The sequence below is a fragment of the Protofrankia sp. BMG5.30 genome, from assembly GCF_001983005.1.
GTDB lineage: Bacteria > Actinomycetota > Actinomycetes > Frankiales > Frankiaceae > Protofrankia > Protofrankia coriariae.
The window spans coordinates 109,130-134,189 of the sequence record NZ_MOME01000019.1 but is presented as its reverse complement, the minus strand read 5'-3'; the positions used below and the strand labels follow the sequence as shown (position 1 = coordinate 134,189).

At 71.4% G+C, this 25,060-nt stretch carries 22 protein-coding genes; 12 read left to right on the top strand and 10 right to left on the bottom strand.

Features of this window, described 5'->3' with window-relative positions; genetic code table 11:
* Positions 1–46 precede the first annotated feature (46 nt).
* The 3 genes from BL254_RS12860 to BL254_RS12850 all read right to left on the bottom strand — a co-directional run bounded on the left by BL254_RS12860 (position 47) and on the right by BL254_RS12850 (position 2,224).
* A complete protein-coding gene (locus BL254_RS12860) occupies positions 47–925 on the bottom strand; it encodes a Dam family site-specific DNA-(adenine-N6)-methyltransferase (RefSeq protein WP_076843409.1) in 879 nt (292 codons plus the stop codon).
* A gap of 102 nt (positions 926–1,027) precedes the next feature.
* Positions 1,028–1,597: a Uma2 family endonuclease gene (locus BL254_RS12855; RefSeq protein ID WP_175648366.1), complete on the bottom strand. Its 570-nt coding sequence runs from the start codon at positions 1,595–1,597 to the stop codon at positions 1,028–1,030.
* A 285-nt stretch (positions 1,598–1,882) separates the two neighbouring features.
* Entirely contained in the window at positions 1,883–2,224 is a 342-nt protein-coding gene (locus BL254_RS12850; protein ID WP_047225059.1) for a hypothetical protein, read from the bottom strand.
* Positions 2,225–3,030: 806 nt separating this feature from the next.
* Between BL254_RS12850 and BL254_RS12845 the strand changes: the two genes are divergently transcribed.
* Genes BL254_RS12845 through BL254_RS12835 form a run of 3 tightly spaced genes read left to right on the top strand, consistent with a single transcriptional unit; the run spans position 3,031 to position 4,012 of the window.
* The gene (locus BL254_RS12845; RefSeq protein ID WP_076843408.1) at positions 3,031–3,441 is read left to right on the top strand and encodes a hypothetical protein; all 411 of its coding nucleotides are present in this window, start codon (positions 3,031–3,033) and stop codon (positions 3,439–3,441) included.
* 32 nt (positions 3,442–3,473) lie between these two features.
* Entirely contained in the window at positions 3,474–3,740 is a 267-nt protein-coding gene (locus BL254_RS12840) for a type II toxin-antitoxin system Phd/YefM family antitoxin (RefSeq protein WP_052914964.1), read from the top strand.
* Positions 3,737–4,012, top strand: a complete 276-nt coding sequence (locus BL254_RS12835) for a type II toxin-antitoxin system RelE/ParE family toxin (RefSeq protein WP_076843407.1) — start codon at positions 3,737–3,739, stop codon at positions 4,010–4,012. The genes BL254_RS12840 and BL254_RS12835 overlap by 4 nt, the downstream gene beginning before the upstream one ends.
* Before the next feature lie 14 nt (positions 4,013–4,026).
* Here BL254_RS12835 and BL254_RS12830 read toward each other — a convergent pair whose 3' ends face one another.
* The 6 genes from BL254_RS12830 to BL254_RS12805 form a co-directional block, all read right to left on the bottom strand.
* On the bottom strand, positions 4,027–4,257 hold the full coding sequence (locus tag BL254_RS12830) for a hypothetical protein (RefSeq protein ID WP_047225068.1): 231 nt from the start codon (positions 4,255–4,257) through the stop codon (positions 4,027–4,029).
* 312 nt (positions 4,258–4,569) lie between these two features.
* The gene (locus tag BL254_RS12825) at positions 4,570–5,682 is read right to left on the bottom strand and encodes a lysophospholipid acyltransferase family protein (RefSeq protein ID WP_052914960.1); all 1,113 of its coding nucleotides are present in this window, start codon (positions 5,680–5,682) and stop codon (positions 4,570–4,572) included.
* Complete coding sequence (locus BL254_RS12820) at positions 5,679–7,238, bottom strand: lactate racemase domain-containing protein (RefSeq protein WP_076843423.1); 1,560 nt, start codon at positions 7,236–7,238, stop codon at positions 5,679–5,681. Before BL254_RS12820 ends, BL254_RS12825 begins: the two co-directional genes overlap by 4 nt.
* A gap of 159 nt (positions 7,239–7,397) precedes the next feature.
* Complete coding sequence (locus tag BL254_RS12815) at positions 7,398–8,675, bottom strand: zinc-binding dehydrogenase (RefSeq protein WP_076843422.1); 1,278 nt, start codon at positions 8,673–8,675, stop codon at positions 7,398–7,400.
* Positions 8,672–11,047, bottom strand: coding sequence for an HAD-IB family phosphatase (locus BL254_RS12810; RefSeq protein WP_076843421.1), 2,376 nt, complete (start codon positions 11,045–11,047; stop codon positions 8,672–8,674). Before BL254_RS12810 ends, BL254_RS12815 begins: the two co-directional genes overlap by 4 nt.
* A 284-nt stretch (positions 11,048–11,331) precedes the next feature.
* A complete protein-coding gene (locus tag BL254_RS12805; protein ID WP_052914867.1) occupies positions 11,332–12,255 on the bottom strand; it encodes a 5'-3' exonuclease in 924 nt (307 codons plus the stop codon).
* 147 nt (positions 12,256–12,402) lie between these two features.
* On the opposite strand from BL254_RS12805, the gene BL254_RS12800 reads away from it, so the two are divergent.
* The 4 genes from BL254_RS12800 (at position 12,403) to lnt (ending at position 19,239) form a co-directional block, all read left to right on the top strand.
* On the top strand, positions 12,403–12,846 hold the full coding sequence (locus BL254_RS12800; protein WP_043606139.1) for an Lrp/AsnC family transcriptional regulator: 444 nt from the start codon (positions 12,403–12,405) through the stop codon (positions 12,844–12,846).
* A gap of 339 nt (positions 12,847–13,185) precedes the next feature.
* Complete coding sequence (locus BL254_RS12795) at positions 13,186–14,808, top strand: amidohydrolase (protein ID WP_076843420.1); 1,623 nt, start codon at positions 13,186–13,188, stop codon at positions 14,806–14,808.
* Between the two features lie 1,026 nt (positions 14,809–15,834).
* Positions 15,835–16,209 (top strand): multidrug efflux SMR transporter, encoded by a 375-nt coding sequence (locus tag BL254_RS12790; RefSeq protein WP_162233256.1) that lies wholly within the window; start codon positions 15,835–15,837, stop codon positions 16,207–16,209.
* A gap of 282 nt (positions 16,210–16,491) precedes the next feature.
* Entirely contained in the window at positions 16,492–19,239 is a 2,748-nt protein-coding gene (gene lnt / locus BL254_RS12785; protein ID WP_076843419.1) for an apolipoprotein N-acyltransferase, read from the top strand.
* A gap of 77 nt (positions 19,240–19,316) precedes the next feature.
* On the opposite strand, the gene BL254_RS12780 is transcribed toward lnt, so the two are convergent.
* Positions 19,317–19,667: an RNA polymerase-binding protein RbpA gene (locus BL254_RS12780; RefSeq protein ID WP_076843406.1), complete on the bottom strand. Its 351-nt coding sequence runs from the start codon at positions 19,665–19,667 to the stop codon at positions 19,317–19,319.
* Between the two features lie 120 nt (positions 19,668–19,787).
* On the opposite strand from BL254_RS12780, the gene BL254_RS25990 reads away from it, so the two are divergent.
* The 5 genes from BL254_RS25990 to BL254_RS12755 all read left to right on the top strand — a co-directional run bounded on the left by BL254_RS25990 (position 19,788) and on the right by BL254_RS12755 (position 24,911).
* Entirely contained in the window at positions 19,788–20,372 is a 585-nt protein-coding gene (locus BL254_RS25990; RefSeq protein WP_371390541.1) for a DUF4267 domain-containing protein, read from the top strand.
* Positions 20,369–20,806: a peptide-methionine (R)-S-oxide reductase MsrB gene (msrB, locus tag BL254_RS12770; protein ID WP_076843404.1), complete on the top strand. Its 438-nt coding sequence runs from the start codon at positions 20,369–20,371 to the stop codon at positions 20,804–20,806. The genes BL254_RS25990 and msrB overlap by 4 nt, the downstream gene beginning before the upstream one ends.
* An 844-nt stretch (positions 20,807–21,650) precedes the next feature.
* Positions 21,651–23,216, top strand: coding sequence for an AMP-binding protein (locus BL254_RS12765; protein WP_175648365.1), 1,566 nt, complete (start codon positions 21,651–21,653; stop codon positions 23,214–23,216).
* A 247-nt stretch (positions 23,217–23,463) separates the two neighbouring features.
* Positions 23,464–24,087 carry a cyclodeaminase/cyclohydrolase family protein gene (locus BL254_RS12760; RefSeq protein WP_047224588.1) on the top strand — a complete coding sequence of 208 codons (624 nt, stop codon included), beginning with the start codon at positions 23,464–23,466 and terminating at the stop codon, positions 24,085–24,087.
* Entirely contained in the window at positions 24,084–24,911 is an 828-nt protein-coding gene (locus BL254_RS12755; protein ID WP_047224587.1) for a bifunctional 5,10-methylenetetrahydrofolate dehydrogenase/5,10-methenyltetrahydrofolate cyclohydrolase, read from the top strand. The genes BL254_RS12760 and BL254_RS12755 overlap by 4 nt, the downstream gene beginning before the upstream one ends.
* Positions 24,912–25,060: the final 149 nt, after the last annotated feature.

Genomic DNA, 25,060 nt, shown 5'->3' with positions numbered 1-25,060 from the left:
CGGGCCGTACCCGACCCGGCCACGGCCCGGCCGGGGTCGTTCGCGGCTACCGCACCCGGCGGTCGACGAGGACCTGTGCGGGCACGGGCGGATCGTAGGTGGTCACCACCACGTCCCAGCTACGCCGGGCGGACGCGTTCAGGTTGATGTCACGCCGGGTGGGCAGCCGCAGGATATGGAAGTCGCCGCCGAACAGCTCGCGCACGAACGGCGTGTCGCTGTTGGTCATGGTGACGAAACCCCCCCGGTCCGCGGCGCGGCGCATCGCGTCACGGAGTCGCACATGGTCGTCCGCCCCGAACTGGCCGGCGGTGTACCGTTTGAAATCGGCCCAGCCACCGAGTGGTACGTACGGCGGGTCGCAGTACACCCAGTCACCCGTTTCGGCGTCGTCGATCGCCTGCTCGAAGTCGGCCACTCTGACAACGGCGCCGCTCAGCGCCTTGGCGGCCCGCAGAAATATCGTCCGGCTGTAGTAGGGACGGTCGTAGGCGCCGTACGGCGTGTTGAACTCGTTGCGACGGTTCACCCGCCACAGCCCCCGGAAACTCGTCTTGTTGAGGTAGACGACCCGGGCGGCCCGGTCGAGGTCACTGAGATCCTGGGGACGCTGCCGGCGCACGTGTTCGAAGTGTTCGGGCGTGTTGGGCATCTCGTCGAGCCGCGCCATGACCGACTCCGGATCCTCGGCGACGACCCGGAAACAGACGACGAGCTCCTCGTTCGCGTCGGAGAGAACGGCGCGGYCGGGCCCCAGTTCGAAGAACACCGCGCCGCTACCGAGAAAGGGCTCCCGGTACGAGCCGGTGAACTCCGGCGCCAGCCCCACGAGTGCGCTCGCGTACCGGCTCTTGCCACCGGCCCACTTCAGGAACGACTTCTCGCCGGGGACCCGACCGGTAGCCCGTGGGCTCGTCGACTGCACCCGTCAAAGCTACAAGTCCCGTGGACGGGAACCGGCAGCCACCGTTTTCGCCCACGCCCGAATGCCGCCGCGGACACCGCTTCAGGCCGTCAGATCAGAGCGTCAGGTCAGCGGGAGCTGGGACGGGGAGACGGTCAGCGGGAATGGCTCGGTGACCGTCAGAACCTCGTCACCGTGGACCGTGCCGGTCTCGACGTAGCCGGTGCCGGTGAGCGCGAGGGTGGTGATCGAGGGGGCGTCGGCGTCGACGATCCAGTAGTGGGGGACACCGAGACGGGCGTAGACGTCGCGTTTGAGTAGCCGGTCGATGCCCAGGCTGCTGGGGGAGAGAACCTCGACGACCAGCACCGGGACAGCCAGGTAGCGTTCGCCACGCACGAGGTCGTCGCGGCGGACCACRCACACGTCCGGCTGGACGCTGGTGTGTCGCCCCTTGCGCACATCCGGCGTYGGCCCGAAGACGACCAGGCCGTCGGGGCATCTGCCGCGAAGCGCCACCGCGAGCTCCAGGCAGGCGTGCTGATGTTCCCAGCGGGGCGCCGGGCTCACCAGGAGCACCCCGTCCACCAGCTCGTAGCGCCGACCGTCGTCGGGCATCTCCTCCAGATCGTCGACGGTGAACCCGTCGTCCCGAATCGGAAGATCCTCGTAGGCGACTGCCATGACCACCATGATGAGCTCCTCTCGGTCACAACGCCAGACTGATCGCCATGCACCCTCCGCACCAGACCGTACAACGATCTGTGGATAGCCTATTGTTGTCCACAGGTGGTCCCTACTGTCAGCTATGAAATACTGTCAGCTATGACACCAGTCATGAAACGAGGAGGGAACGCACGCGTCTCGCCGAGCGGGACGGGTGTATCCGGGGCGTTCACCGATCGTGGCGACGCCATATCGCCCCGGGGCGCCGCGCAACGGCGACACTCCCGGGGCCGGCAGGCGTACAGGGCGCGTTCAGGGCGTCGTGACCTCACGGGTCACCCGCGAGTCCCACGGACACCAGTGGCCCCCGGGGAGGAACGCCCCGCCCGCCTCATCCAGGTGCTCCTCGACATAGTCCATGTTGGCGTCACACACTTCGATCGCCAGGTCGAAGAACGAGATGCTGTCCGGATCGAGATGGAAGCTGTACTTCGGGTTGTAGGGCTTCCCCTGCTTCCTGATCCTCCCTATGACGTGCACCCTCTGCTTCTCCACGCCAGAAATGATGTTGCGGGCATGGGCGATCTTTTCGGGGTCCGTGAGCTCGAAGATGAACTCCTGCCCCGGCTGCTCCGTGAACGCGAAGTAGGCCATGGAAAACTCCTGTTCGTCCTGACGGCATGAATAAACCGAAATAAACCGAATGGCCTGTCACAGCACCGCCCGGCCGGTTGGCCGAGCCGATGACGACAGGCACGCGTCGCGACCGTCGACAATCCCCGCAGGCACCGTGAGGGCGGTCTCTGTCTCGTGCCCAAGCGGCCCAGACGACTCGTCGACCGAGCCCTGGGTACGCCTTTCTCCAGTGGCTACGGAAAATTTCCGTCGAGTCGCTCTGTCAGCCCGGCAGTGTGGTCCCGGATTCCGGGATCGCCGGAATCCATATTGTGCGGTGTGTTGTGCCACCGTGGTCGAATCCCGGGGCGGACCGATCGTCGCGGTTGTTGTCRTGGCCAGCGCGACCGGATTCATCAACGGATCGGATTTGTCCTGACGAAAACCATCCAACGGTCACTGCGTCGATATCCGGTCCCGAGCGGCCGGAGCTTCGCCTCCCCCTTCCCACTACTGCTGCGAAGCAGATGTGTCGACCGCCCCGAAGAGCTGACGTGACAGACCGTACTACACCGGATTCATACTCGCCAACGAATCGGGCTGGAAGGGCGCCGGAAAGGAGAACAGCGTCAGGGCGGACCGATTCCGGCTGGCCGGCCGCGGTCATGGAAACGTCCAGCTTGATACATTTTTATACTTAAAGTAACTGGATAATTTCTATCAGTACGCAGGGCTGATGGATTCGACTACGATGCCGTCCGTCATCGCACGCATCCCCACGGTGCGCGCCGCGGCTCCCTCGGAAGCACCGCGCCACGCGAGCCGAACGGACCAGAGGAGCGGCATTGTCCGAACAGCAGGACGCTCAGGCGGAGYGGGCCATCGGCAGGCTGACCATCGCCGACCCGCTGACCTCCGAGCCGGTCACCCCCGTCCCGGTGCCGAAGCCCGACCGGGAGTGGAAACTGCGCAACGGCTTCGCCTGGGTCTACTACGGCAAGGGCAGCCCCGGCATCACACGGCCGGTGCTCATGGCTGACGGCTTCAACCTGGGCCGGAGCAACCTGGAATGGCTCTACCAGGGCCTCGAGGCGGACTTCCCGCTCATCAGCACCCTGCGCGACCGGGGCAGAACCGTCATCCTGCTCGGCACTGATCCGCCCGCCCGACGACCACGGCGAGGCGCACACCCTTCCCTGCCGGCGTGCGCCCCGCCGCCGTCCGCCGGCGCCCTCAGCGGACGCGAGACGAAATAGCTATACTTCTAGCCATGTCGATCGTGGAACAGATGCCGCTGGCAGAGGTGAAGAACAGGCTCTCGGAGGTGGTGGACAGCGTCGAACGTGAGCACGGCCGTGTTGTGATCACCAGGCACGGCAGACCTGCCGCGATTGTCATCAGTGTCGACGACCTGGAGTCACTGGAGGAAACCCTCGACGTCATGGCCAGCACCCGTCTGATGGCCGACATCCGGGAAGCCCTCGACGATCTCGAGGACGCGGGGGCGACCGTCCTGAGCAAGGAGGACGCGCTCCGCCTCGCCACCGGCCGGTGAGCGCCCCCTACGAGATCGCCTTCACCGCGCCCGCGCGGCGTGCCATGCGCCGTCTGCCCGAGAAAGTTGCCACCGCCGTCGTCGAGTTCCTGTACGGATCACTGGCGGCCAGCCCGCACCATGTGGGCAAGCCGCTCCAGCTTCAACTCGCCGGTCTGTACAGCGCGCGACGCGGTGACTACCGCGTCATTTATCGCATCAACACCGACGACCACCATGTCGACATCGTCGCCATTGAGCACCGCGCCGACGTCTACCGGCCGCGAGGGTAGACATGTCCCACCGTTCAGGGGGAGGTGGCGAGGCGGAGGCGGTCGCGGTGGCGGGCGAGCAGCCGGTCGGCGAGGGCGTCGGCGAGTTCTATGTCGTCCAGTGACGCCCGGGTGCGCTCCTGGACGTCGAGGAGCGCGGCGAGCAGCTCCGCGGACAGGCGGGTCCGGTCGGCCACCCGGGCCACGCTCGGCGGCAGCGGCCGGGGGGACGGCGGCCGTGACCCGGAGGCCGGCGTGCGGGGCACACGGGCGACGGGGACTCCGGTGACAGGAACACCAGAGACGCCGGAAACGCCAGAGACGCCGGTGTCGGTACCCCGCCTCCAGCGGTGCTGCGGGTGCGGGCGGCGGGGCCGGTTGCGCAGGTCCATGCATCCACTAACGGCCCCGGGCGTCCCCGAATCAACCCTTGACATCAGGGCTGCCCGGCAGGCCCCCGGTTACCCACAGGTGATCCCCAGCGGCGCGGTGGATATCCACCGCGCCATGAACAGAGCTATCCACATTTTCAGGAGTGTGTGACCGTTCTCACATCCGATGAGACGGTTGCGAGCGGATCATCCGGCGGGGGTGGACGTACCGGTTGCGTCGCCTGCAGCGCCAGCGCCACCCACGTCGGTACCGCCGGCACCCCCGCTGCCGTCAGGCTCCCGCGACTCCCGTGACGCGCCCGTCGCCGCCGTCAGCCCCTGGGAGCCCGAGAGGCCCGTCACGCCGGCGGATCCGCGCCGCGCCGCGGCCTGCCACGGCGACACCGCACCAGCGGTTCCCACCGGCTCGGTGGCCTCCCAGACCTGCCGCCAGCGCGCCTTCCGGGCGGACCGCGCGGCCCGGGCCGGCACCGCCGGGCGCTCCCGCGCCGCGCGCAGCGAATCCCACCAGGACGTGGCGTCCTCGTCGATCAGCCGGGACACCTCGGCGAAGATACGGCCGGTGAAGGAACGCAGGTCGCTGTCGGCGGGATACAGCGGCCGGCCGAACCGCACCGACACCCCCGGCCGGCCCGGAACCGTCCAGGCCCGGCCCCGCGGCATCGCACCGAAACTGCCGCGGATGCCCACCGGCACCACCGGCACCCCACAGGTGATCGCCAGATGCGCCGCGCCGAACCGGAAGCGAGCGAGCTGACCGTCCTTCGACCTGGTCCCCTCCGGGAAGATGACCAGATTCCAGCCGCCGGCAAGCAGGTCGGCGGGTGCGCTCGACGGCGCCCCGCCCCGGCGTTCGATCGGCACGGTCGCGAACAGGAAGGCCGTGCCCAGACCTCGCCACCAGCTGTCGAAGAAGTAGTCGGCGGCGGCGGCCACCGCCGTGTGGTCCCGGATGTCCCGCGGCAGCGCGCACAGCAGCAGCGGCGCGTCCAGATGGCTGGAATGGTTCGACACGAAGACCGCGGGCGTGCGCAGCCCCTCGATCGCGTCCAGCCCGGCCACCGACAGGGACAGGTTCGCGTCCAGCATGGGCCGCATCCCGAACTCCAGCGCGGCGACCCGGGCCGCCCGCATCGCCGGCGTGCGCGCCCACGACGTGGGGAACTCCCGGGCCCGCGGCGCCGGCTGGTACGGCTGCGCCGAGGCGGGCACCGGTGGGCGCGACGCCCACCGCCAGCCGCGTGCCATCTCACGCAGCCCGATCCCGGCCGGGCGCTGCCGGCCGCCCGGCGCCGTCACCGCACGTCCGCGATGGCGTGCGGCGGGGAGTGCAGGTAGGTCAGGGACGGGTTGCGCCCCACCGTGGACGAGATCATCTCAAGCGCGTCGGCCAGCGTGGACGCGGCCCGGAAACCCATCCGCGCGCAGGCCGCCCGGTCACCGCCGACCCACACCACGTCCCCGAGATGGTCCAGAGCGTGCGCGCCCCAGTACCACATGTAGAACGGGTGCACACCGTGGTAGGCGTGGGACGTCCGGTACAGGTGGATGTACCAGGGGTCGGTGGCGTACTGCTTCTCGAAGGTCGCCTCGATCGTCGCCGGGTCGGTGGACTCGGCGAGYACCTCCTCGAAGAAGTCCACATACGACGGATGGTGCAGCTGGGAGAACTCCRGCGTCACCGGATGGTAGAGGATCATCGCGCCGCCGCGGCGCACCAGCGGCCGGCCCCGGTACATGTTGAAGAAGTACCCCAGGCCCAGGCACATCGCGAGGATCGGGTTCATCACCGAGTTGACGTTGTACGGCCCGAGATACGGCAGGCCGACAACGAGCACGTCGCTCTGCCCGTCGACCTCGACGAGCTGCTGGCGGTGCACGTTGGCGAGGGTCTTCGCGTGCACGGCCTCGGTCTCACCGGCGTGCACCCCGGTCACCCCGTAGTCCGCGACCAGGTCCTGGAAGATCCGGCGGCGAGGACGCGTCGGCATGGTGGCCAGCCCCCGCGACAGCCCGAACGCCATCGCCTGGTCGCGCACGGACCACTCCCACTCCCGTTTGGTGAGGAATCCGTACCGGGCCGGGAACGCGGCGTTGTTCACCGTCGTCTCCACCGTGAAGATCTTCAGGTGGTCGGCGAGCAGCCGGCCCATACGCCACGCCGAGGAGTGCATGGCCGAACGGGTGTGGTCCATGAACGACCGCGAGTGCACCATCGTGTGGCTGTTGTGATGGTGGCGCAGGCTGTTGTACGACGCCAGCCCGATCGGCACCGACTTGTGCCCACCGTCCATCGCCACCAGGTTGACGTTGACGTAGACCAGCAGGTCCGACTCGGCGGCCCGCCGGTTGATCTCGACGTCCTCGCCGTTCTCGGTCAGGCCGACGTGCAGCAGGTTGTCCCTGTCCTCGGCGTCGTGGTTGTAGAGGTTGTCCGGCCAGAACGAACGGAACACCCGCTCCCCGACAGCCCGCTCGATCTCGGCGGCGGTCATCCGGCGGTGCAGGGCGTTCGCCACGATGAGCACCACGTCGTCGACCCCGGCCTCGGCCGCGAGCGTCAGCACCTGCTCGATCACCCGCTGGCGGATGTCGGGCCGGCGCATCGGCGGCAGCGGGATCGACAGGTCGTCGAAGGCGATCGTCAGCCGCATCCCCGGCCGCAGCAGCGCCCGCAGCGGCTCGCTGTTCTCCGGCTCGGCCAACGCCCGGCTGATCGCCGCGTCGACGTCTGCCAGCGCCGGCAGCGACTCCGGCGGGTAGAGCACCCGGGTACCCAGCGGAAAACGTTCCAGCCCGAACCCCTCACCCTGGTGGACGAGCAGCGGAGGAGTCCGCTCATCGACTTCGAGCACGAACCCCGGTCTCACCTGTGCGATCCCCTCACGCGTGGTTTCAGCCGAACGGCACTGGGTTGTCGTCGGCGTCCTGGAATAAGCGTCCCAGCAGAGGCCACAGTGCCTGCGGGCAGRCCCCGTCCGCCTCTTCTGTGCCCTGTCACGTTCCGTGCCCCGTCACGGCGTCATCAGGTCGAAGGCAACCTTGACCGCTCCCAGCCGTCCGGCGGCCAGCGCATGGTCCAGCGCGTCCCGCCAGCGGTCCAGCGGATAGGTGGCCGACAGGATCCCGTCCAGCGGCGCGGACGCGGCGAGCTCGAGGGCCCGGTCGAAGTCCGACCGCTCCCGTGGCCGCCCGTTCACCTGCCCGTTCACCTGGTTGTCCGGCCGGACGGCCGGATGGGCGGCCGTGCCGGCGGACGAGGCGTAGGCGCCCACCAGCTCCAGCTCGCGGAACCACAGCGGGGTCAGGTCCACCGACCCGGTGGGCACCCCCGACAGCACCACCCGCCCGCCCGCCCGGGTGGTGCGCAGCGCCGTGGACAGCGACGACGCGCTGCCCGCGCAGTCGATCGCGACGTCCACCCCGCCGAGCAGGTAGGGCGGGCCGACCTCCGGGTCGAGCCGCAGCGCACGGGTGCCCCGGCGCACCCCGCCGACGGCGGACGCCGGTGGCAGGACCTCGTCCGCGCCGAAGAGCCGGGCCAGCTCCACCTGCCGGCGGTGCTTGGCGACCACGGTCACCGTGCCGGCCCGGGTGTAGGCGCGCAGCGCCAGCAGCGTGAACAGCCCCACCGCGCCCGCACCGATGACCAGCACCCGGTCGCCGTCGGCGGGAGCGGCCCGCAACGCGGTGTGCACGGCGCAGGCCAGCGGCTCGACCAGCACCGCCCGCTCGTCCGGCAGGTCCGCCGGCACCGGGTACAGCTGCGAGCGGTGCGCGACCAGCGCCCCGCTCCATCCGCCGCCGGTGTCCGAGCAGAAGCCGGTCTGCAGACCGGGGGAGACATGCCCGGAGGTCACCCGGTCGCAACGGCTGGTGTGCCCGCCGGCACAGCCGGTGCACGCGGGCAGCCCCCGGGCGGCACAGCCGAGCACCGGGTCGACGACCACCCGGGAACCCGCCGGCAGCTCCGTCCCATTACTCAAAGTGACATCCGTCTGTGTGTCGGCCACGATCTCGTGCCCGGGCACGAACGGCATCGACACCAGGGAGGCGAAGTAGAACGACGACCGCCCGGTGACGGTGGCCAGATCCGACCCGCAGATCCCCGACAGCCGTGGCCGGATCGTCACCCAGTCCGGCCCGGGACGCGACGGCGTCGGCCGGTCCCGCAGCCGCAGCGGCGCCGTGGTCGTCGCCGCCGCACCGGCCAGGGACGGCAGCCGACCCGACACCGTCCGGGTGGTCAGGTAACGCGGCAGCGACCGGTAGAGCTCCAGGGCGCGGCTCACCGCCGACCCCCCGGGTCGAGGGTGATGACGCGGTCCGTCCCGGCGCCCGAGCGCCCCGCCGGCCCCCCGCCGGCCCGCCAGGCCCGCACCCGCGCGGCCGCGGCATGGGCCCGGCGCTCGTCGCGGCCGGCCGCGACCGCACGCGGCTCGCCCGGTGTCGACGACCACTCCTCGATCGGCCAGCCGGAACGGCGGGCGACCCGGTACAGCGGCAGATCGGGGCTGACCGCCACCGGGTTGCCGACGGCACGCAGCATCGGCAGGTCCGACTGGCTGTCGGCATACCCCCACGACGCCCGCAGGTTCGCCCCCACCCGCCCCGCGTAGTGGCTCAGCCACGCCGCCCGGGCGTCCCCGACCAGCGGCGCCGATGTCAGACGCCCGGTGTAGCGCCCGTCCGACCCGAGCGCGAGACCGGTCGCGACGATCTCGTCGAACAGCGGCGTCAGCGGACGGGTGAGCACCTCGACCGCGCCGGTGAGCAGGACCGTCCGGTGCCCGGCCTCCCGGTGCTCGCGGACCCGGCGGATCGCCGCCGGCTTGACCCGGCGCAGCAGGATGTCCCCGGCGACCTCGTCGACGAGGCGGGCGAGCTCGTCGGGGTCGGCGCCGGCGTAACGGGTGTACACCGCCCGGATGAGATGGCCCCGGTCCCGCCGTTCGGCGCGGATGTACCCGGGCAGCGCACGGGCCAACGAGGCCAGCTCCCGGCCGCGGGCCACGGCGTTCTGGTCAGCCAGCCGCAGCCACAGGTAGGACTCGATCACGGTCGAGGACACCAGCGTGCCGTCCAGGTCGAACACCGCCAGCGTGTCCGGCCCACTGGCCGAGGCCGGGGCCACCCGGCGGGCTGCCGGCGGTGACGGATCCGGCCCGCGGATCGTCGCCGTCACGCTCGGGATGTGGATGTCCTGCAGATAGGTGTGCCAGTCGTAGCAGGCCGGGTCGAAACCGAACCGCTGCGCGTCCGCGGGCTCCAGCCCCTGGTGCAGGGCCCGGGTCGCGTCGTCGACGTAGACCAGTTCGGCCCGGGTGTAGGAGCGGTACAGGTCCTGGTAGCGGCGCAGGAACGACAGCCGCTCGTCGAGCTGCTCCAGGTCGCGGGCGGCCTGGCGGACCCGGTCGGAGCGGGGCGCGTACCCCAGCGCCCGGCCGGCGAGCTCGGTGAACCGCTCCCCGCGGCGCAGCCTGCTCTCGACCGTCGCGGCCCCGGCGAACCGCCACTCGGCCGCGGCGACGGTGCCGCGGTTGCGGGCGACCAGCGGGTGGCGCTGGAAGTACTCCTGGACGTGCTCGTAGAGGTCCCGGAACAGCAGCGGGTTACGGAAGCCCGAACAGACCGTGTAGTAGGCCGGGGTGTCCGCCGGCGGGGTGGTCGCCGCCGCGGCGATGATCGCGTTGACCACCAGGTCGACCGGGATGATGTCGATGATGCCGTCGGGGGAGGCCGGGAAGTCCGGCAGCTCCCCGCGTGCGTAGGCGATGATCAGCGGCTCGGCCATCTTGAAGCCCTCGATCCACCCCGGGAACGGGCGGGCCAGCGCGCTTTCGATGATGGACGGGCGCACCACGGTCAGCGGCAGGCCGTCGCGGGAGTTCTCCAGGTAGCGCTCGGCGAGCGCCTTGGTGAAGGTGTAGCAGTCGGTCCAGCCCAGCACCCGGGCCCGTTCCCCGCCGATCTCGACGAGCCGGCGCTCCACCCACCTGCGGCGGTGGCGTTCGGCCTCCCTGGAGACCGTCTGGGCGCCGGCGCGCACGTGCTCGGCCTCGGCCCGCTCCCGGAAGCCGCGCAGCGCCTCGGGGGTACGGGAGGCGTCCTCGGCCGCCGGCCGTGCCCGCTGCGCGGCGGCCTGCTCCACCCGCCAGTCGACGGTGTGCGCCAGCCGGCCCTCGGCCACGTGCCCGGAGCGCAGACCCGCCACGTACGCCGTGGAGATGTGCACGAGGTGGGGGCGGGCACCGCTGTCCTGCACGGCCCGCAGCAGTTCCTGGACCCCGCCGAGGTTGGTGGCGAAACCCGTGTCGATCGGCGGGTCGAAGGACACCTCACCAGCGCAGTGGATCACGATGTCGAGGTCCGCCGGTAACGTCGGCATCCGCTCCAGGTCACCTTCGAGCACGGTGACCCGTTCGCGCAGCGTCCGCTCGACCTCGTCCGCGCCGACCCGCTCGCGCCAGGCCGCGAATGCCGGTTTGGTCACCAGGGCGGCGAACCGGGCCTGTCCGCTGCGGCCGGCGCGGGGGCGGACGAGGACGACCACCTCGGTGTCGGGCAGATCGGACAGCAGCCGTTCGAGCAGTGCCTCGCCCACGAAGCCGGTCACTCCCGTGACAAGGACACGCTTGCCCGCGAGCCGCTCGGGCAGCCCCACCGCCTCACCTCGTTCCGTCATCGGTTCCGTCATCGGGATTGCGTTGTCGGGACGCCGGTGGTCACACGGTGAGGGACACCGGTGCGCGGGGCCGCGACCGGCTCACGCCGGTGAGGCTGCGTCCCCTTTCGCCCAGGTCTGCCTCGTTCGGCGCCGACCGGCCATGGAGCGGGTACGGGTGGACATTACAAGCACAGCCGCGACAAGTGACACAACCGACGTGGCCGACACCGCCGCCAGGGCGTGTCCGACGGCAGCCAGCTGATCATCTGGTCGATCGTCCGTCAGACACGCCCGATGGCCGCGACGAGCCGGTCGCAGGCATTCTCCACACCCCACCGCCGGGCCAGCGCGGCCAGCCCCGCGCGGTCGGCGGGCTGGGCGGGCAGCTGGTCCGCCACCGGCGACAGGGCGACGTCGGTGACGACCCTGACCACCGGCACGGCCGCGTCCAGATAGGCTGCGGCCTCGACGATCCGCTGCCTGCTCCCGCCCGGGAAGCCTGCGATCTCCCCACGCGCGGCCGCGGCCCGGACCGCCGCCAGCGACCCGAAGGCGCGCAGCAGCGCCGCCGCGGTCTTCACGCCGATGCCCGGCACGCCCGGCAGCCCGTCGCTGGGGTCGCCGCGCAGCACCGCGAAGTCGGCGTAGGCCCGGCCGGGGATGCCGAAACGGCTGGTCACGGCAGCCTCGTCGATCACGGCGAACCGCTCGACCGCGTAGCGCACCCGCACCGGCCGGGAGTCGTCGACCAGCTGGAACAGGTCCCGGTCCCCGGTGAGCACGTCCACCTCCGCCCGGCCGCGGGCGGCCAGCGTGCCGATGACGTCGTCCGCCTCGTAGCCGGCGGCCGAGACCCGGGGGATGCCGACGGCGTCCAGGACCGCGTCGATGATCGGTAGCTGGGCGGTGAGCTCCGCCGGGACGTCCTCGATCCACCTGGCCCCGGCGGCCCCGCCGACCCCTTCGGCCCCGCCGGCGGCCACCCGGTGGGCCTTGTACGACGCCAGCAGCGCGACCCGGAACTGTGGGCGCCAGTCCGCGTCGAAGCAGGCGACCAGCCGGGTGGGGCGGATCTCGGCGATCTGCCGGGTCAGGGTGTCCAGCAGGCCGCGCACGGCGTTGACGGGCGTCCCGCCCCCGGCGCGCACCGACCGCGGCACCCCGTAGTAGGCCCGGAAATACAGCGACGGAGTATCCAACAGCATCAGCCGATCGGCGGTAGCGGATGTACGCACTCGGACAGGGTGGCATCCCCTGCCGTGCACCGACACCCGCCTCCGCGCGTATCAACCCGCGTATCAACCTCTGCCCAGCACACGACCACGGTGCGTGATCTGCGTACGCTCCGGATCGTGCTGGAAGACCTTGACCGTGAGATCGTCCGTCTGCTGTGCCGGGACGGCCGGATGAGCTACACCGACCTGGGCCGGGCCACCGGCCTGTCCGTGTCCGCGGTCCATCAGCGAGTGCGCCGCCTGGAACAGCGGGGCGTGATCACCGCGTACGCGGCCATCGTCGACGCCGCCGAGATCGGCCTCCCGCTCACCGCGTTCGTGTCGATCAAGCCGATCGACCCGAGTCAGCCGGACGACGCCCCGGAGCGGCTACGGGACCTGACCGCCATCGAGGCCTGTCACAGCGTCGCCGGCGAGGAGAGCTACCTGCTCAAGGTCCGCGTCGGCACCCCGGGCGACCTGGAAAGCCTGCTGCAGCAGATCCGGGCCGCGGCGAACGTGTCGACCCGCACCATGGTCGTCCTGTCCACCCCGTACGAGGCACGGCCACCAGCCATCTGACAACACAGACTATCCGACACCGCCCGCGGCGGACGTCACGTCGGCCGGTGTGTGATTCTCGCGACCGTGCAGCCCCGACGGCCGTGATTCCCGACGACACGGCCGGCCCGCCATGGGTCACGGCGTCCGGCCCGGCCGCGGGCAGGCACACTTTCAGGTGTGACGGACATGTCGTCGAACCCAGGAGCAGCCGGCTCAGCCGACCCGCTGAACGAACAGGACGGACAACCGGTGGGTATCAGAGCGGCGCGTGCCAGAGCAGCGTCCGCCGCCGCGGCGGCGGACACCCGGAGAGCGGCCGCCGGGACGGGGCGAGCCGGGCGCAACGGCACCCGGCGCATCCTCTACCGCGGCGGGCGGATCCACAGCCCGGCGTCCCCGTTCGCGACGGCGATGCTGGTCGAGGACGGCCGGATCGCCTGGCTCGGCTCGGACCCGGCCGCCGACGCCCTGGCCGCCGAGGAGACCGTGAACCTCGACGACGCCCTGGTCGCCCCCGCGTTCGTGGACGCCCACGTGCACGTGACCGCCACCGGGCTTGCCCTCGACGGGCTCGACCTGTCCGGGGCGCCGTCCCTGGCCCACGCCCTTGACCAGCTCGCCGAGCACGTCCGGCGCCGCCCCTCCGACGTGGTGCTCGGCACCAACTGGGACGAGACGGCCTGGCCCGAGGGCCGCCCGCCCACGGCCGCCGAACTCGACCGGGCGGCCGGCGGCGTGGCCGTCTACCTCTCCCGCGTCGACGGCCACGGCGCGGTCGTGTCGTCCGCGCTCGCGGCCCGCTGCGGCGCCCCGGGCAGGCCGGGCTGGCTCGGGGACGGCCGTTGCCGGGGCGAGGCCCACCACGCGGCCCGCGCCGCCGCCTACGACAGCGTGTCCGCCGGCCAGCGGCGGGCCGCCCAACGGCAGGTCCGGGCCCACGCCGCCGCTCTCGGCATCGCCGCCCTGCACGAGATGGCCGGGCCGGAGGTCTCCAGCGCGGACGACCTCAGCGACCTGCTCGCGCTCGCCGCCGCCGAACCGGGCCCCGTCGTCCACGGCTACTGGGCCGGGGAGATCGACACCGCCGTCGCTCTCGGTGCCGGCATCGGTGGAGACCTGTTCGTCGACGGCTCGCTGGGATCGCGCACCGCCGCGTTGCGCGCCCCCTACGCGGACGCCGCCGGCGGCGACGCGGGCCTCGCCGGCGGGGGCGCCGGGGCCGGCAGCCCGGCCGCCGGCAACCGGGGCCTGCTGCACCTGGACGCCGACGCCGTGTCCGCGACGGTCGTGCAGGCCGCCGAGGCCGGTCTGCAGACCGGCTTCCACGCGATCGGGGACGCCGCCCTCGACACCGTCCTCGACGGCTTCGAACGGGCAGCCGACAAGATCGGCCTGCCGCGGATCCTGGCCGGCCGGCACCGCGTCGAGCACTGCGAGATGGCTGACGCCGCCCAGATCGCGCGGATGGCCCGCCTTGGTCTGACCGCCGTCGTCCAGCCAGCCTTCGACGCCTGCTGGGGCGGCCGGGACGGCATGTACGCCCAGCGGCTGGGCGCCGACCGGGCGGGCGCGATGAACCCGTTCGCCGCGATGGCCGCCGCGGGTGTCGTCCTCGCGTTGTCCTCGGACGCCCCGGTGACCCCGCTGGACCCGTGGGGCGGGGTACGTGCCGCGGTCGCGCACCACACACCGTCGGCGGCGCTGAGCGCCCGGGCGGCGTTCGCCGCCGCGACCAGGGGCGGGTGGCGGGCGGCCCGGGCCGACGGCGACGGCAGCGGGCTGCTCGCCCCCGGGGCCCCGGCGACGTTCGCGGTCTGGCAGGTGGCGGGGGAGCTGGTGGTCCAGGTGCCGGACTCCCGCGTCGCGGCATGGTCCACCGACCCGCGCGCCGCCGTCGCCGGCCTGCCCGATCTCGACGGGCCCACACCGACCTGCGTACGCACGGTCGTGCGCGGCACGGTCATCCACGACCTGCTGTAGGGGCCCGGGGCAGGGCCGCGAGGAGCGCTCGTGGCTGGCCTGCCCGGGACGGACGGGGCGGGCAGGCCAGCCGGTGGGCAGCCCCCTGCCCGCCCCGTCCGTCCCTACTACCCGTCCATGGGCACGAACGCGCCCGTCGGCGCGGAAGCGAATACGAGAAAGGGTCCCGGACCGCCCTTCGGACCGACGCCGTGCCCGCCGGATGCGGACGCGGACACCGTTGTCTAGGGGACGATCTGGGACCCTCCGGGCTGTCTCGCAGCCCCCCTTTGCCAGCGACGGGAAACTTCCTGTCCGAACCCCGCCGCTGACCGGGCCTGGTAGCAGGCGATCAGGGACGTGTAAGCGTCCGCTGGCCGCCGGCCGGTCCAGTTGTCAGGGAAGGCACTCCCGCAGCCGTCTGATGAGTGGACAGGATGAACGGTACCGGTCGTTACTCGGTCGCTGTCAACCACACGTTCCCTCCGGGTCTTCCTCCCGTTCTCCCTGATTCCCCCCGGACGCGGCGCGGTTCGCCGCCATGCCAGCGCGCCAGYCAGGCATGACGTGTGCGTGGTCGCGCCGCGGCCGCGCATGACTGCACAGAGCAAATTGTGTGTTAATTGTTATTTCTGGGTGCCGCGGGTCGCAAATGCCGGCCTTCCTCCGGATTTTGCGAACTTCATTCTCAAGAAGAAGATCGCACGATGGATATATCAACCAACAGACAATCAGCGAACAAAAAATATCCACAGACCCCGTGGTCGCGCCGACGGTAGGGGCATACCGACATTGGGAGCATAGAGTGCTTGCTCGAGTGCGGCGTGTAGTACTGTCGGCTGCGGTTCCGAACGAGACCTGACCGCGGCCGGGGCCGCGAGCCGGCCACGCCACCGGGAAGCCGCCAGGATGCCGCCGAGAGGCCAGACCAAGAGGTCCACAGGCCAAGAGCTCCAGGAAGAAGCGATGACCGCCACCGACGCCGCCCACCGCCCTGCCGCCAGGCGCAGGCACCGGCGGCCGACCGATCTCTCCCGAAGGATCCTGATGAGCTGGCTGGTTCTGGTGGTCGCGATCGCCTGCGACGTGGCAGCCACCTACGCCCTCGCTGCCTCCCACGGCTTCCGCAACCTGGTCCCCTCGGTCCTCGCCGTCCTCGGGTTCCTCCTGACCACCTACTTCTTCGGCGTCGCCCTCACGGGACTGGGCCCGAGCGTGTCGTACGCGGCCTTCGGGGCGCTGGGGACCGCCTCGGTCGCCGTCATCGGCATCGCCCTGGGCACGGAGCACGCCAACTGGCTCAAGACAGGCTCCCTGACTCTGATCATCATCGGTGTGCTCCTGCTCCCTCTCGCCGACCACCGGGACAAGAGCACCGCACCGCCCCCCACGCACAGCTCCGAACGAACCGCCCGAAGCTGAGATGCCAACCAGGCAATGCCAACCAGGCAACACGGCCGCATCCCAGAACCCTCAGCGCCACACAGTCGCCCTCACGGGAGCGAGGGAACAAACGGTCGCTGTGGCAGCCGTTTCCGTACTCGTTCCTCTCAGGACGGGGTGCGTCAGCACGGTGCTCCGGTGACGTCTTCGATCCGAACCTGACCCACGCCGGCCGCCCGGGCCCGGCGGACGGATGTTTCGCTGACCCGGTCGTTGGCTGGCCGGCTGGTAGCCGACACTAGAAGTGTGGCAGCCCAGGACATGCTGAGCGCGGATCACGGTGCGAGCCGCGGTGCCGCGTCCGGCACGGACGACGCGTCCGAGCCGGACGGGGACGCCTCCTCGCCCCAACGGTCGTCCCAGCGGCCGGTGCGGCGGCTGGGACGCCGGCTGATCCGGCCACTGTTGGCGGCCACCGCCGGCGTGCTGCTGTACCTGGCGTTCCCGCCCGCCGGGATCTGGCCGCTGGCGCCGGTCGCAGCCGCGCTGCTGACCCTGGTCGTGCGCGGTGTGCGCCCGCGTCGGTCGTTCGCCCTCGGCCTGCTCTTCGGTCTCGGCTTCATGCTGGCGATGCTGCGTTTCGTGACGTTCGTCGGCATCGACGGCTGGGTGGTGCTCTCGGCCGGCGAGGCGGCACTGCTCGCGCTGGTCGCCCCCGCGAGCACCGCGGTGATGCGGGTACGCGGGTGGCCGTTGTGGGTGGCCGCGGTGTGGGTCGCGCAGGAGGCGGTGCGCGCACGGGTGCCCTTCGGCGGCTTCCCGTGGGGGAAGCTGGCTTTCAGTCAGGCGGACACACCGCTGACACCACTCGCGGCACTCGGCGGATCACCACTGGTGACCGCCGCGGTCGCCGGCATCGGCGCGCTGCTGGCCGCGGCCGCCATCCGCGCGGGTGTGCCGGCCACGGAGGCCACCGGATCGTCCCGCTCACCCGGCGCGCATGGCAGGGACGAGCGGACGGGCGCCGGAACGGGCGGCAGGAGCCGTTGGGTACGGACGGCCGTGGCGACAGCCCGTCCGCTGGCCGCGGCCGCCGCCGTGACGCTGGTGGGCCTCGCGATACCGCTGCCGACCGCGGCGCAGACCGGCACCACGGACATCGCCGCGGTGCAGGGCAACGTCCCGCGGGCCGGTGGGCTGGACGCGCTCGGGCGCATGTTCCAGGTCACCACCAACCACGTCACGCGGACCGAACAGCTCGCCGCGGACGTGGCCGCGGGCCGGGCCCCACAACCCGATCTGGTCCTGTGGCCGGAGAACGCCTCGGACGTCGACCCGCTCGCCGACCCCCGCGCCGCCGCCCTGCTGGACCGGGCCGCGCGGGCGGCGGGCGCTCCCGTCCTCGTCGGCGCGGTTCTCGACGGGCCGGGTCCGCGCAGGGTGCGCAACGCCGCCCTGGTGTGGGACAACACCGGCTGGACGGGGCAGATGTACGTCAAGCAGCACCCGGTGCCGTTCGCCGAGTACCTGCCGGGCCGGGCCGTCCTGGAGAAGCTGATCGGCCGGTTCGCCACCGAGATGCCCAACGACTTCGTCCACGGCACCGCAACCGGGGTCCTGACCATCCGTGACATCACCATCGGTGATGTCATCTGCTTCGAGGTGGCCTACGACGGCCTCGTGCGTGCCGCTGTCGACGCCGGCGCGCAGTTGCTGGTCGTGCAGACCAACAACGCCTCGTTCGGACGCCGGGGCGAAAGCGAGCAGCAACTGGCCATGACCCGGCTGCGCGCGGTCGAACACGGGCGGGCAGCGGTGCAGGTGTCCACCAGCGGTCAGAGCGCGATGGTCATGCCCGACGGCCGGATCATCGCACAGTCCGGGCTGTACCAGGCGGCCATCCTGACCGCCGCGCTGCCGTTGCGTACGGGGCGTACGGTCGCGGACCGGCTCGGTGGCCTCCCGGAGACGCTCCTGGTGATGATCGGAGTGGTCGCTGTAGCGTTCGGCCTGCGGGCTGGGCGGACATCGGCCCGACGGACCGCCGGGCCGGGTGGGATCGCCGGCCAGCGGCGAGAGCAGGACGGGCAGGCGGGCAGCGGCCCCGCCGACGACAGCGCTGGCGACACCGAAGACACCGAAAGGAGCCGCGTGGACGGCGAGCGCGTTCTCGTGTGTGTTCCCACCTACAACGAGCGGGAGAACCTTCAGGACACGGTCAACCGGCTCCGGACGGCCAATCCGGACGTGGACGTGCTGGTCGTCGACGACGCGAGCCCGGACGGCACCGGCGAACTCGCCGACGAGCTCGYCGCCGCCGACCCGCACGTCCACGTCCTGCACCGGCAGACCAAGGAGGGGCTGGGCGCGGCCTACGTGGCCGGTTTCACCTGGGGGCTGGGCCGCGGCTACGGCGTCCTGGTCGAAATGGACGCCGACGGCTCGCACCAGCCGGAGGAGCTGCCCCGCCTGCTCACCGCCCTGCGCACGGCCGACCTGGTCATTGGTTCACGCTGGGTGCCCGGGGGAGAGGTGCGCAACTGGCCGCGGGCCCGGCTGCTGCTCTCCCGCGGCGCCAACGTGTACGTGCGGACCGCCCTCGGCATGCCGCTGGCCGACGCGACCGCGGGGTTCCGGGCCTACCGGGCCGAGGTCCTGCGCAGCCGCGATCTCGACCGGGTCGCGTCGCAGGGGTACTGCTTCCAGGTCGACCTGGCCTGGCAGGCGTGGCGGTCGGGATTCCGGGTCGGCGAGGTCCCGATCACCTTCGTCCAGCGTGAGCGCGGACGGTCGAAGATGAGCCGGGCCATCGTGGGGGAGGCGCTGTGGCGGGTGACCTGGTGGGCGGTGCGGTCCCTGCGCGACCGGCCGGCCGCGGGCGGCAGCCATGGCGCCCGGCGGCAGGCAGCAGGCAGGAGCGCGGCCGTGGTGGGCCGGGACGAGACAGGCCCGGGCACGCGCTCCGGTGGGGACGGCGGGCCGCTACCACTGCCTGCGGCCCGGGGAAGCGCCGAGGAACAGCAGGCCGAGGAACAGCGGGAACGGTCGACGACGGGTGTCTCGGCATGAGACCGGTTCGACACGCGTGTGGCCCGTCCGGATCGTCCGGACGGGCCACACGCGTGGGTGTCGCTACGGCAGACGTGTCAGGCGGAGCGCCGGTCCTGCCCGGTGYCCCGCAGGACCGCGAGCCGCTCAGCCAGTACCTCTTCAAGGTCGTCGGTGGTACGCCGCTCCATCAGCATGTCCCAGTGCGTGCGCGGGGGCTTGCTCTTCTTCGGCTCCGGGACCTCGCCGTCGACGATGACCGATCCGGCACCACAGACACGGCACTCCCAGACTGCCGGGACCTCGGCCTCGGCAGCGAAAGGCATGGTGAACTGGTGGCCGTTCGGRCAGTCGTAGGACGCGGTCTGGCGGGGCGCGAGTTCGGTGCTGCGGTCCGTCTCGTAGGAGACTGCACCTAGACGGCTGCCTCGCAGGATGCGCTCGCCCATGAAAACCCTCCCGAGCGTCGATACCAGTGAGGAACTCAGACTCATCAACGCTCGGGATCTGTGGGACGTTCCCCTGGGGACAAGGCCGTTAACGAGATCGTGCTCACACAAGGTATAAAAATGATCATGATTAAGCCTCCATCTATTACGTACGGTCAGCAAGTGGCTCTTCTCGGGGCAGCCCGTTGTGCGTTTGGTGTCGGATTGCTGACACGTCCCGCCAGATTCGCGCGCCTCGTCGGAGTGGACCGGGTCACCGCCGAACGGACGGCGTGGCTCACACAGCTCGCCGCCGCCCGTGACATCGCCGTCGGCGCCGGCCTGCTCGCGACCCTGCTGCGGCGCGACGGCTCACCGGCGCGGGGGTGGCTGCGGGCGGGCGCGTTGATCGACACGGCCGACGCGGCCGTACTGCTCAGCGCCGGTATCCGCCGGGACATCGCCTGGGCGCCGGCCGTGGCGGCGGCGCTGACCGCCGCCGGCGGCGCCGTCCAGGCAGGCCTGCTCACCACCCGTCCGCCCGCCAACACGGACCCGGCGGACCGCCGGACGGCAGCCGCTCGGCGGCCTGCCGCGCGGGCTGGCGCCGCCGGGCCGCCGAGCAGCGGCCCACCGAGCGGCCCGGCCCGGCGGAACGCCCTCGGGGAACGAATCCGCCGCGTGAAACGTCCCACACCAGCAGAAGAGGGGAGTGGTGTGGCATGAGCGACGACAAGGAGGTCACCGTGGCAACGCACCAGGTCGTCAAGACCGAAGAGGAGTGGCGTAAGGAACTCCCTGCGGAGCGTTACGCCATCCTGCGTAACGCCGCCACCGAACCGCCCTTCAGCGGCTCCTACACGTACAGCAAGGAAACCGGCATCTACCGTTGCGGAGCGTGCGGGAACGCATTGTTCGACTCATCCACCAAGTACGACTCCGGATCGGGCTGGCCGAGTTTCTGTGAGCCCAAGGTGGCGGACGCCGTGGAACTGGTCGAGGACCACTCCCACGRCATGACCCRCACCGAGGTCCGGTGTCGTCGCTGCGGGTCACATCTTGGACACGTTTTCGACGACGGTCCGGCACCGACCGGCCAGCGCTACTGCATGAACTCGCTCGCGCTCGACCTCGACCCGACACCGGAGAACCCCGCCTGACCCGGAGAGTTCGACACACGTAGGCGTCGGCGCGGCAGACGCGCATCCGGCACGACTCTGCCCGCCGTCGCCCCTCCCCCGCACGGCACCGTCACGCCGATAATCGACATTATGTCAAGTAGATTGGTCGGGACCCCACCCCGACCGTCCGTCCGCGGTCCCCGTCGTCCCGCCCGCATCCCTGCCGCATCCGTCATTCGCCCCGCCGCGCATCCACGGCGGGGACCGAGGCCGGCGCACGGGCCGGTCGGCCAGCTCCGAACGGCCCGTGCCGTTCGGGCCCTGTGGACCTGTTTCACGCGGACACGTCCGCGGAACAATGCCTCGGAAACGCCCRCCCGGCCGGCCCGGGCCGGGCGACCCGAAGTCGGCTATTCGACACCGGAGCGACAGCCAGGACGACATTTGACGGCAGGACGCGGCATTGTTCGTCCGCTGTCATCCGTCATGTGTCATCCACATCATGCCGGGTGGGCCGCACGCCGGACGACAGACGACAACCAGACAGCCGACGGGTGTGCGCAGCGGCCACGGTGGCACGGTCCCGGCGGGATATGCTCATCCCCCACAGGGCCCGGACCACCGTTGCGTCGGGCGGGAACACCTGTAAGGACGGGGGCGTTCGGTTCAGGGGCTTATTACCGGGTGACGCGCGGAAGCCGCCGTTTCTCCCATCGGTCCATATGTGACCAGTAACACCCCGGATGACGTCACATCGACCCGCTGAAAACTGATATAGCGGTCTGGGGTGTTTTGTGGAGAGAGGTATCGGGAGCGTGGCCAGAAATCTTCCGGCGATGGTCGGGGTGTATTTACGCGGAAGCCGGCGAAGGTGGTGGTGAAAGTGACATCCGTGACCGGCTGGCTGGGCGTGCATGGCAGGGAACAGCCAGACCAGGTGTACCTCAGGGAAGCTCGCGGCAACCGTTCGGTCACCTACGGCACGATGGCCGCCCTCGTCCAGCGCTGGCAGCGCGATCTGGACGCRCACGGCCCGCGGCCACAGGGACGAATCGCGATCCTCGTGTCGGATCCCCTGGACTTCGCCGTGGTCTTCCTCGCCATCCTGGTGAGCGGCAGGCACGCGGCCCCCCTGGATCCCGACGCCCCGCCCGCGGAGCTGGAACGGGCGCTGGCCCGGATCCGCCCCGCTCTCGTGGTCACCGACCGACCGCTGCCCCCCGCGTGTGGCGTCCGCCAGCTCAACCCGCGAATGACCACCAGGCACACCGTCACGTCGCCCGTGTCGTCGCCCGTGTCGTCGTCGGGGCACGTCGCCAGCGACGGCCCTACCGCTGGCGGCACCGCGGCTGACAGCGCGACCGACGGCAGCGGCGCACACCACCGGACGTCCGGTGGCGTCCTGCTGACGGGCGCGACGGATACCGCGGCGGCCGCGGCGACCAGAGAGATCTTCCTCGACGGCGGGCAGCTCGCGCACGTGGCCGCCGCCGCCGCGCGCCACCACCAGCTGACCCGGGCGGACATCGGTTACAAMCCGCTGCCGCTGGTCCACGTCAACGCGCAGGTGGCCGGGCTGCTCGCCACTCTGTACAGCGGGGGCACCCTTGTCCTCGACCGGCGGTTTCGCCGTCGCGGATTCTGGACGATGATCAAAAATCATCGGGTAACCTGGATAAACGGGATTCCGTCGATCGTGGCCCTGCTGGCCATGGATCCGCACGCCGCCCAGGCCCGCGACTGCCGGCTCCGGTTCGTCCGGTCTGCCTCCGCTCCCCTGCCCGTCCCCGTGTTACAGGCGTTCGAGGAGGCCACCGGCGTCCCGGTGCTGGAAACCTACGGCATGGCCGAGGCCGGCAGCATGATCACGGCAAATTCCCCGCGGGGAGCCCGCAGGCCCGGCTCGGTGGGCCTGCCGGTAGGCAGCGAGGTACGTGTCGTCGACGACGAGGCGAGGCCGTGCCCGCCGCGGCAGGCCGGGCGGGTACAGATCCGCGGCCCCGGGGTCATCCGCGCCTACGCCGGCCCGGCCGGCGCCGACAGCTTCACCCCGGACGGCTGGCTGGACACCGGCGACATCGGCTTCACGGACGCCGACGGCTACCTCTACCTCACCGGCCGCGGCGACGACGTGATCAACCGTGGTGGTGAGAAGGTCTCCCCCCGCGAGATCGAGGAGGTTCTGCTCGCCGACCCGCGGGTGCGCCGCGCGGTGGTGGTGGGCCGGCCGGACGCCGTCCTCGGTGAGGTGCCCGTCGCGCTGGTCGTCCCGGTGAACGGTCCTGATCCCCTGCTCGTGGCCGAGCTCGTGGAGCGTTGCGAGGCCGGCCTCGCCAGGTTCAAACGGCCAACCAGCATAGAGATCGTCACCGACCTCCCCGGTGGCCGTAGCGGCCCGCTCCGGCGACCGGCCGTACAGGCCGGAATCTCCGGATCGGCGGCCGCGTGACGACCTTCCTCCCGTCATCCCCCGCCCTTCCCCGTCTTCCCCCTGCCTTCTGTCTTGTGCCCCGGTCTGGGCCAGGGGCACAAGACAGCCCAGGGGCCCGGTTTTCCGGCTTTCCGAGCCGCTGAGCCAACCGCCTGTGGGCTTGCTACGGTGCAGTGCGGTCAGCCGTGGGAAGTTCACAGACATGCGGCGCTGTGGTGACACGCGGCCGGCCGGCAGGCAGAGTCAGCAGGTGGGAGAGGGTGCCGTGGACGACAAGACGATGGCGGGGTTTCTCGCCGAGCTGGCTTCCCCCGCGCCCGCGCCGGGCGGTGGCGCGGCCGCGGCGCTGCAGGCCGCCCTCGGCGCGGCGCTGGTGAGCATGGTCTGCAATCTCACGATTGGCAGGCCCCGGTACGCCGAGCACGAGGCGACGATGCTCTCCGCCCGAAGCGAGGCCGACAAGGCCCGCGCCGAGGCGCTGGCGCTGGCCGCCGCCGACGCCCGCGCGTTCGCCGCGGTCAGCGACGCCTACAAACTGCCGAAGGGCACCGACGAGGAACGGGCCGCTCGCAGCCGGGCGATCCAGACCGCGCTGGTCACCGCGGCCGAGGTGCCGCTGCACACCGCGGCGGTCGCGGCGGCCGTGGTGGGGCTGTGCGCGAGGATCATCGACGGCGCGAACGTCAACGTCCTCAGCGATGTCGGGGTGGCCGCCGCCAGCGCACGCGCCGCGCTGGACAGCGCCGCGATCAACGTACGTGTGAACACGGCGGTGATGACGGACGCGGACGCGCGGGAGCGTGCCACGGCCGCCCTCGCCGACCATCTGACCTCTGTGGCTACGGCGGACAGCATCGTGCGCGCCGTCGGGGAACGGATCGGATCATGAAGTTGCTGGACGGGCGGGCCATGGCCGCGGAGATCGGCCGGGGTGTCGTCGACGATGTGGAGCGGCTGCGCGAGGCCGGCCGGGTGCCGACACTGGCCGTGGTCCTGCCGGATACCGACCCGGCGGCCCGGTCCTACGTCAGGGTGATCGAACGTGGCGCGGCGAAGGTGGGGGTCCGCTGCGTCATCCACGAGCTGTCCGGGGACGCCGCCGACCTCGTCGCCACGGTCGACCGGCTGGCCGCCGACGACGAGGTGCACGGCCTGATGGTGCAGACCCCGCTGCCTCCGGGCCTGTCCGCGGACGACGTCGGCAGCCGCATCCCCCCGCACAAGGACGTCGACGGGATGAACCCGCTGAGCCTGGGCCGGCTGGCCCTGGGCCTGCCGTGCTTCGCGCCGGCCACCGCCGCCGCGGTGCTGGAGATCCTGCACCGCGGTGACGTCAAGCTCGCCGGCGTCCACGCGGTGGTCATCGGGCGCAGCCCGGTGGTCGGCAAGCCCGCGTCCCTGCTGCTGCTGGCCGAGGACGCCACGGTGACGATCTGCCATTCCCGCACGACCGACCTGCTCTCGGTCGTGCACGAGGCCGATGTCGTGGTGGCCGCCGTCGGCCGTCCCAAGATGATCGGCAAGGGGTTCATCCGGCCGGGTGCCGTCGTCATCGACGTGGGGACGAACGTCACCGAGGCCGGTCTGGTCGGCGACGTGGACGCCGACGCGGTCGCGTCCGTGGCGGGCGCTCTCACACCGGTCCCGGGCGGGGTGGGTCCGGTGACCACGATGCTGCTGCTGCGCAACACCACCAGCGCCGCCGCCCGGTGACCAACCGGTCAAAACGCATCAGAAGGAAAGGAACGGCAGACGACGCGGGCGGCCCGTGAATGATCCCGTGAGCGATGTCGTTGTGAGTACGGCGTCGTAGTGAATGTTGTAGTGAATGCGGTGCCGCTGTGAATACGGTGTCGCTGTGG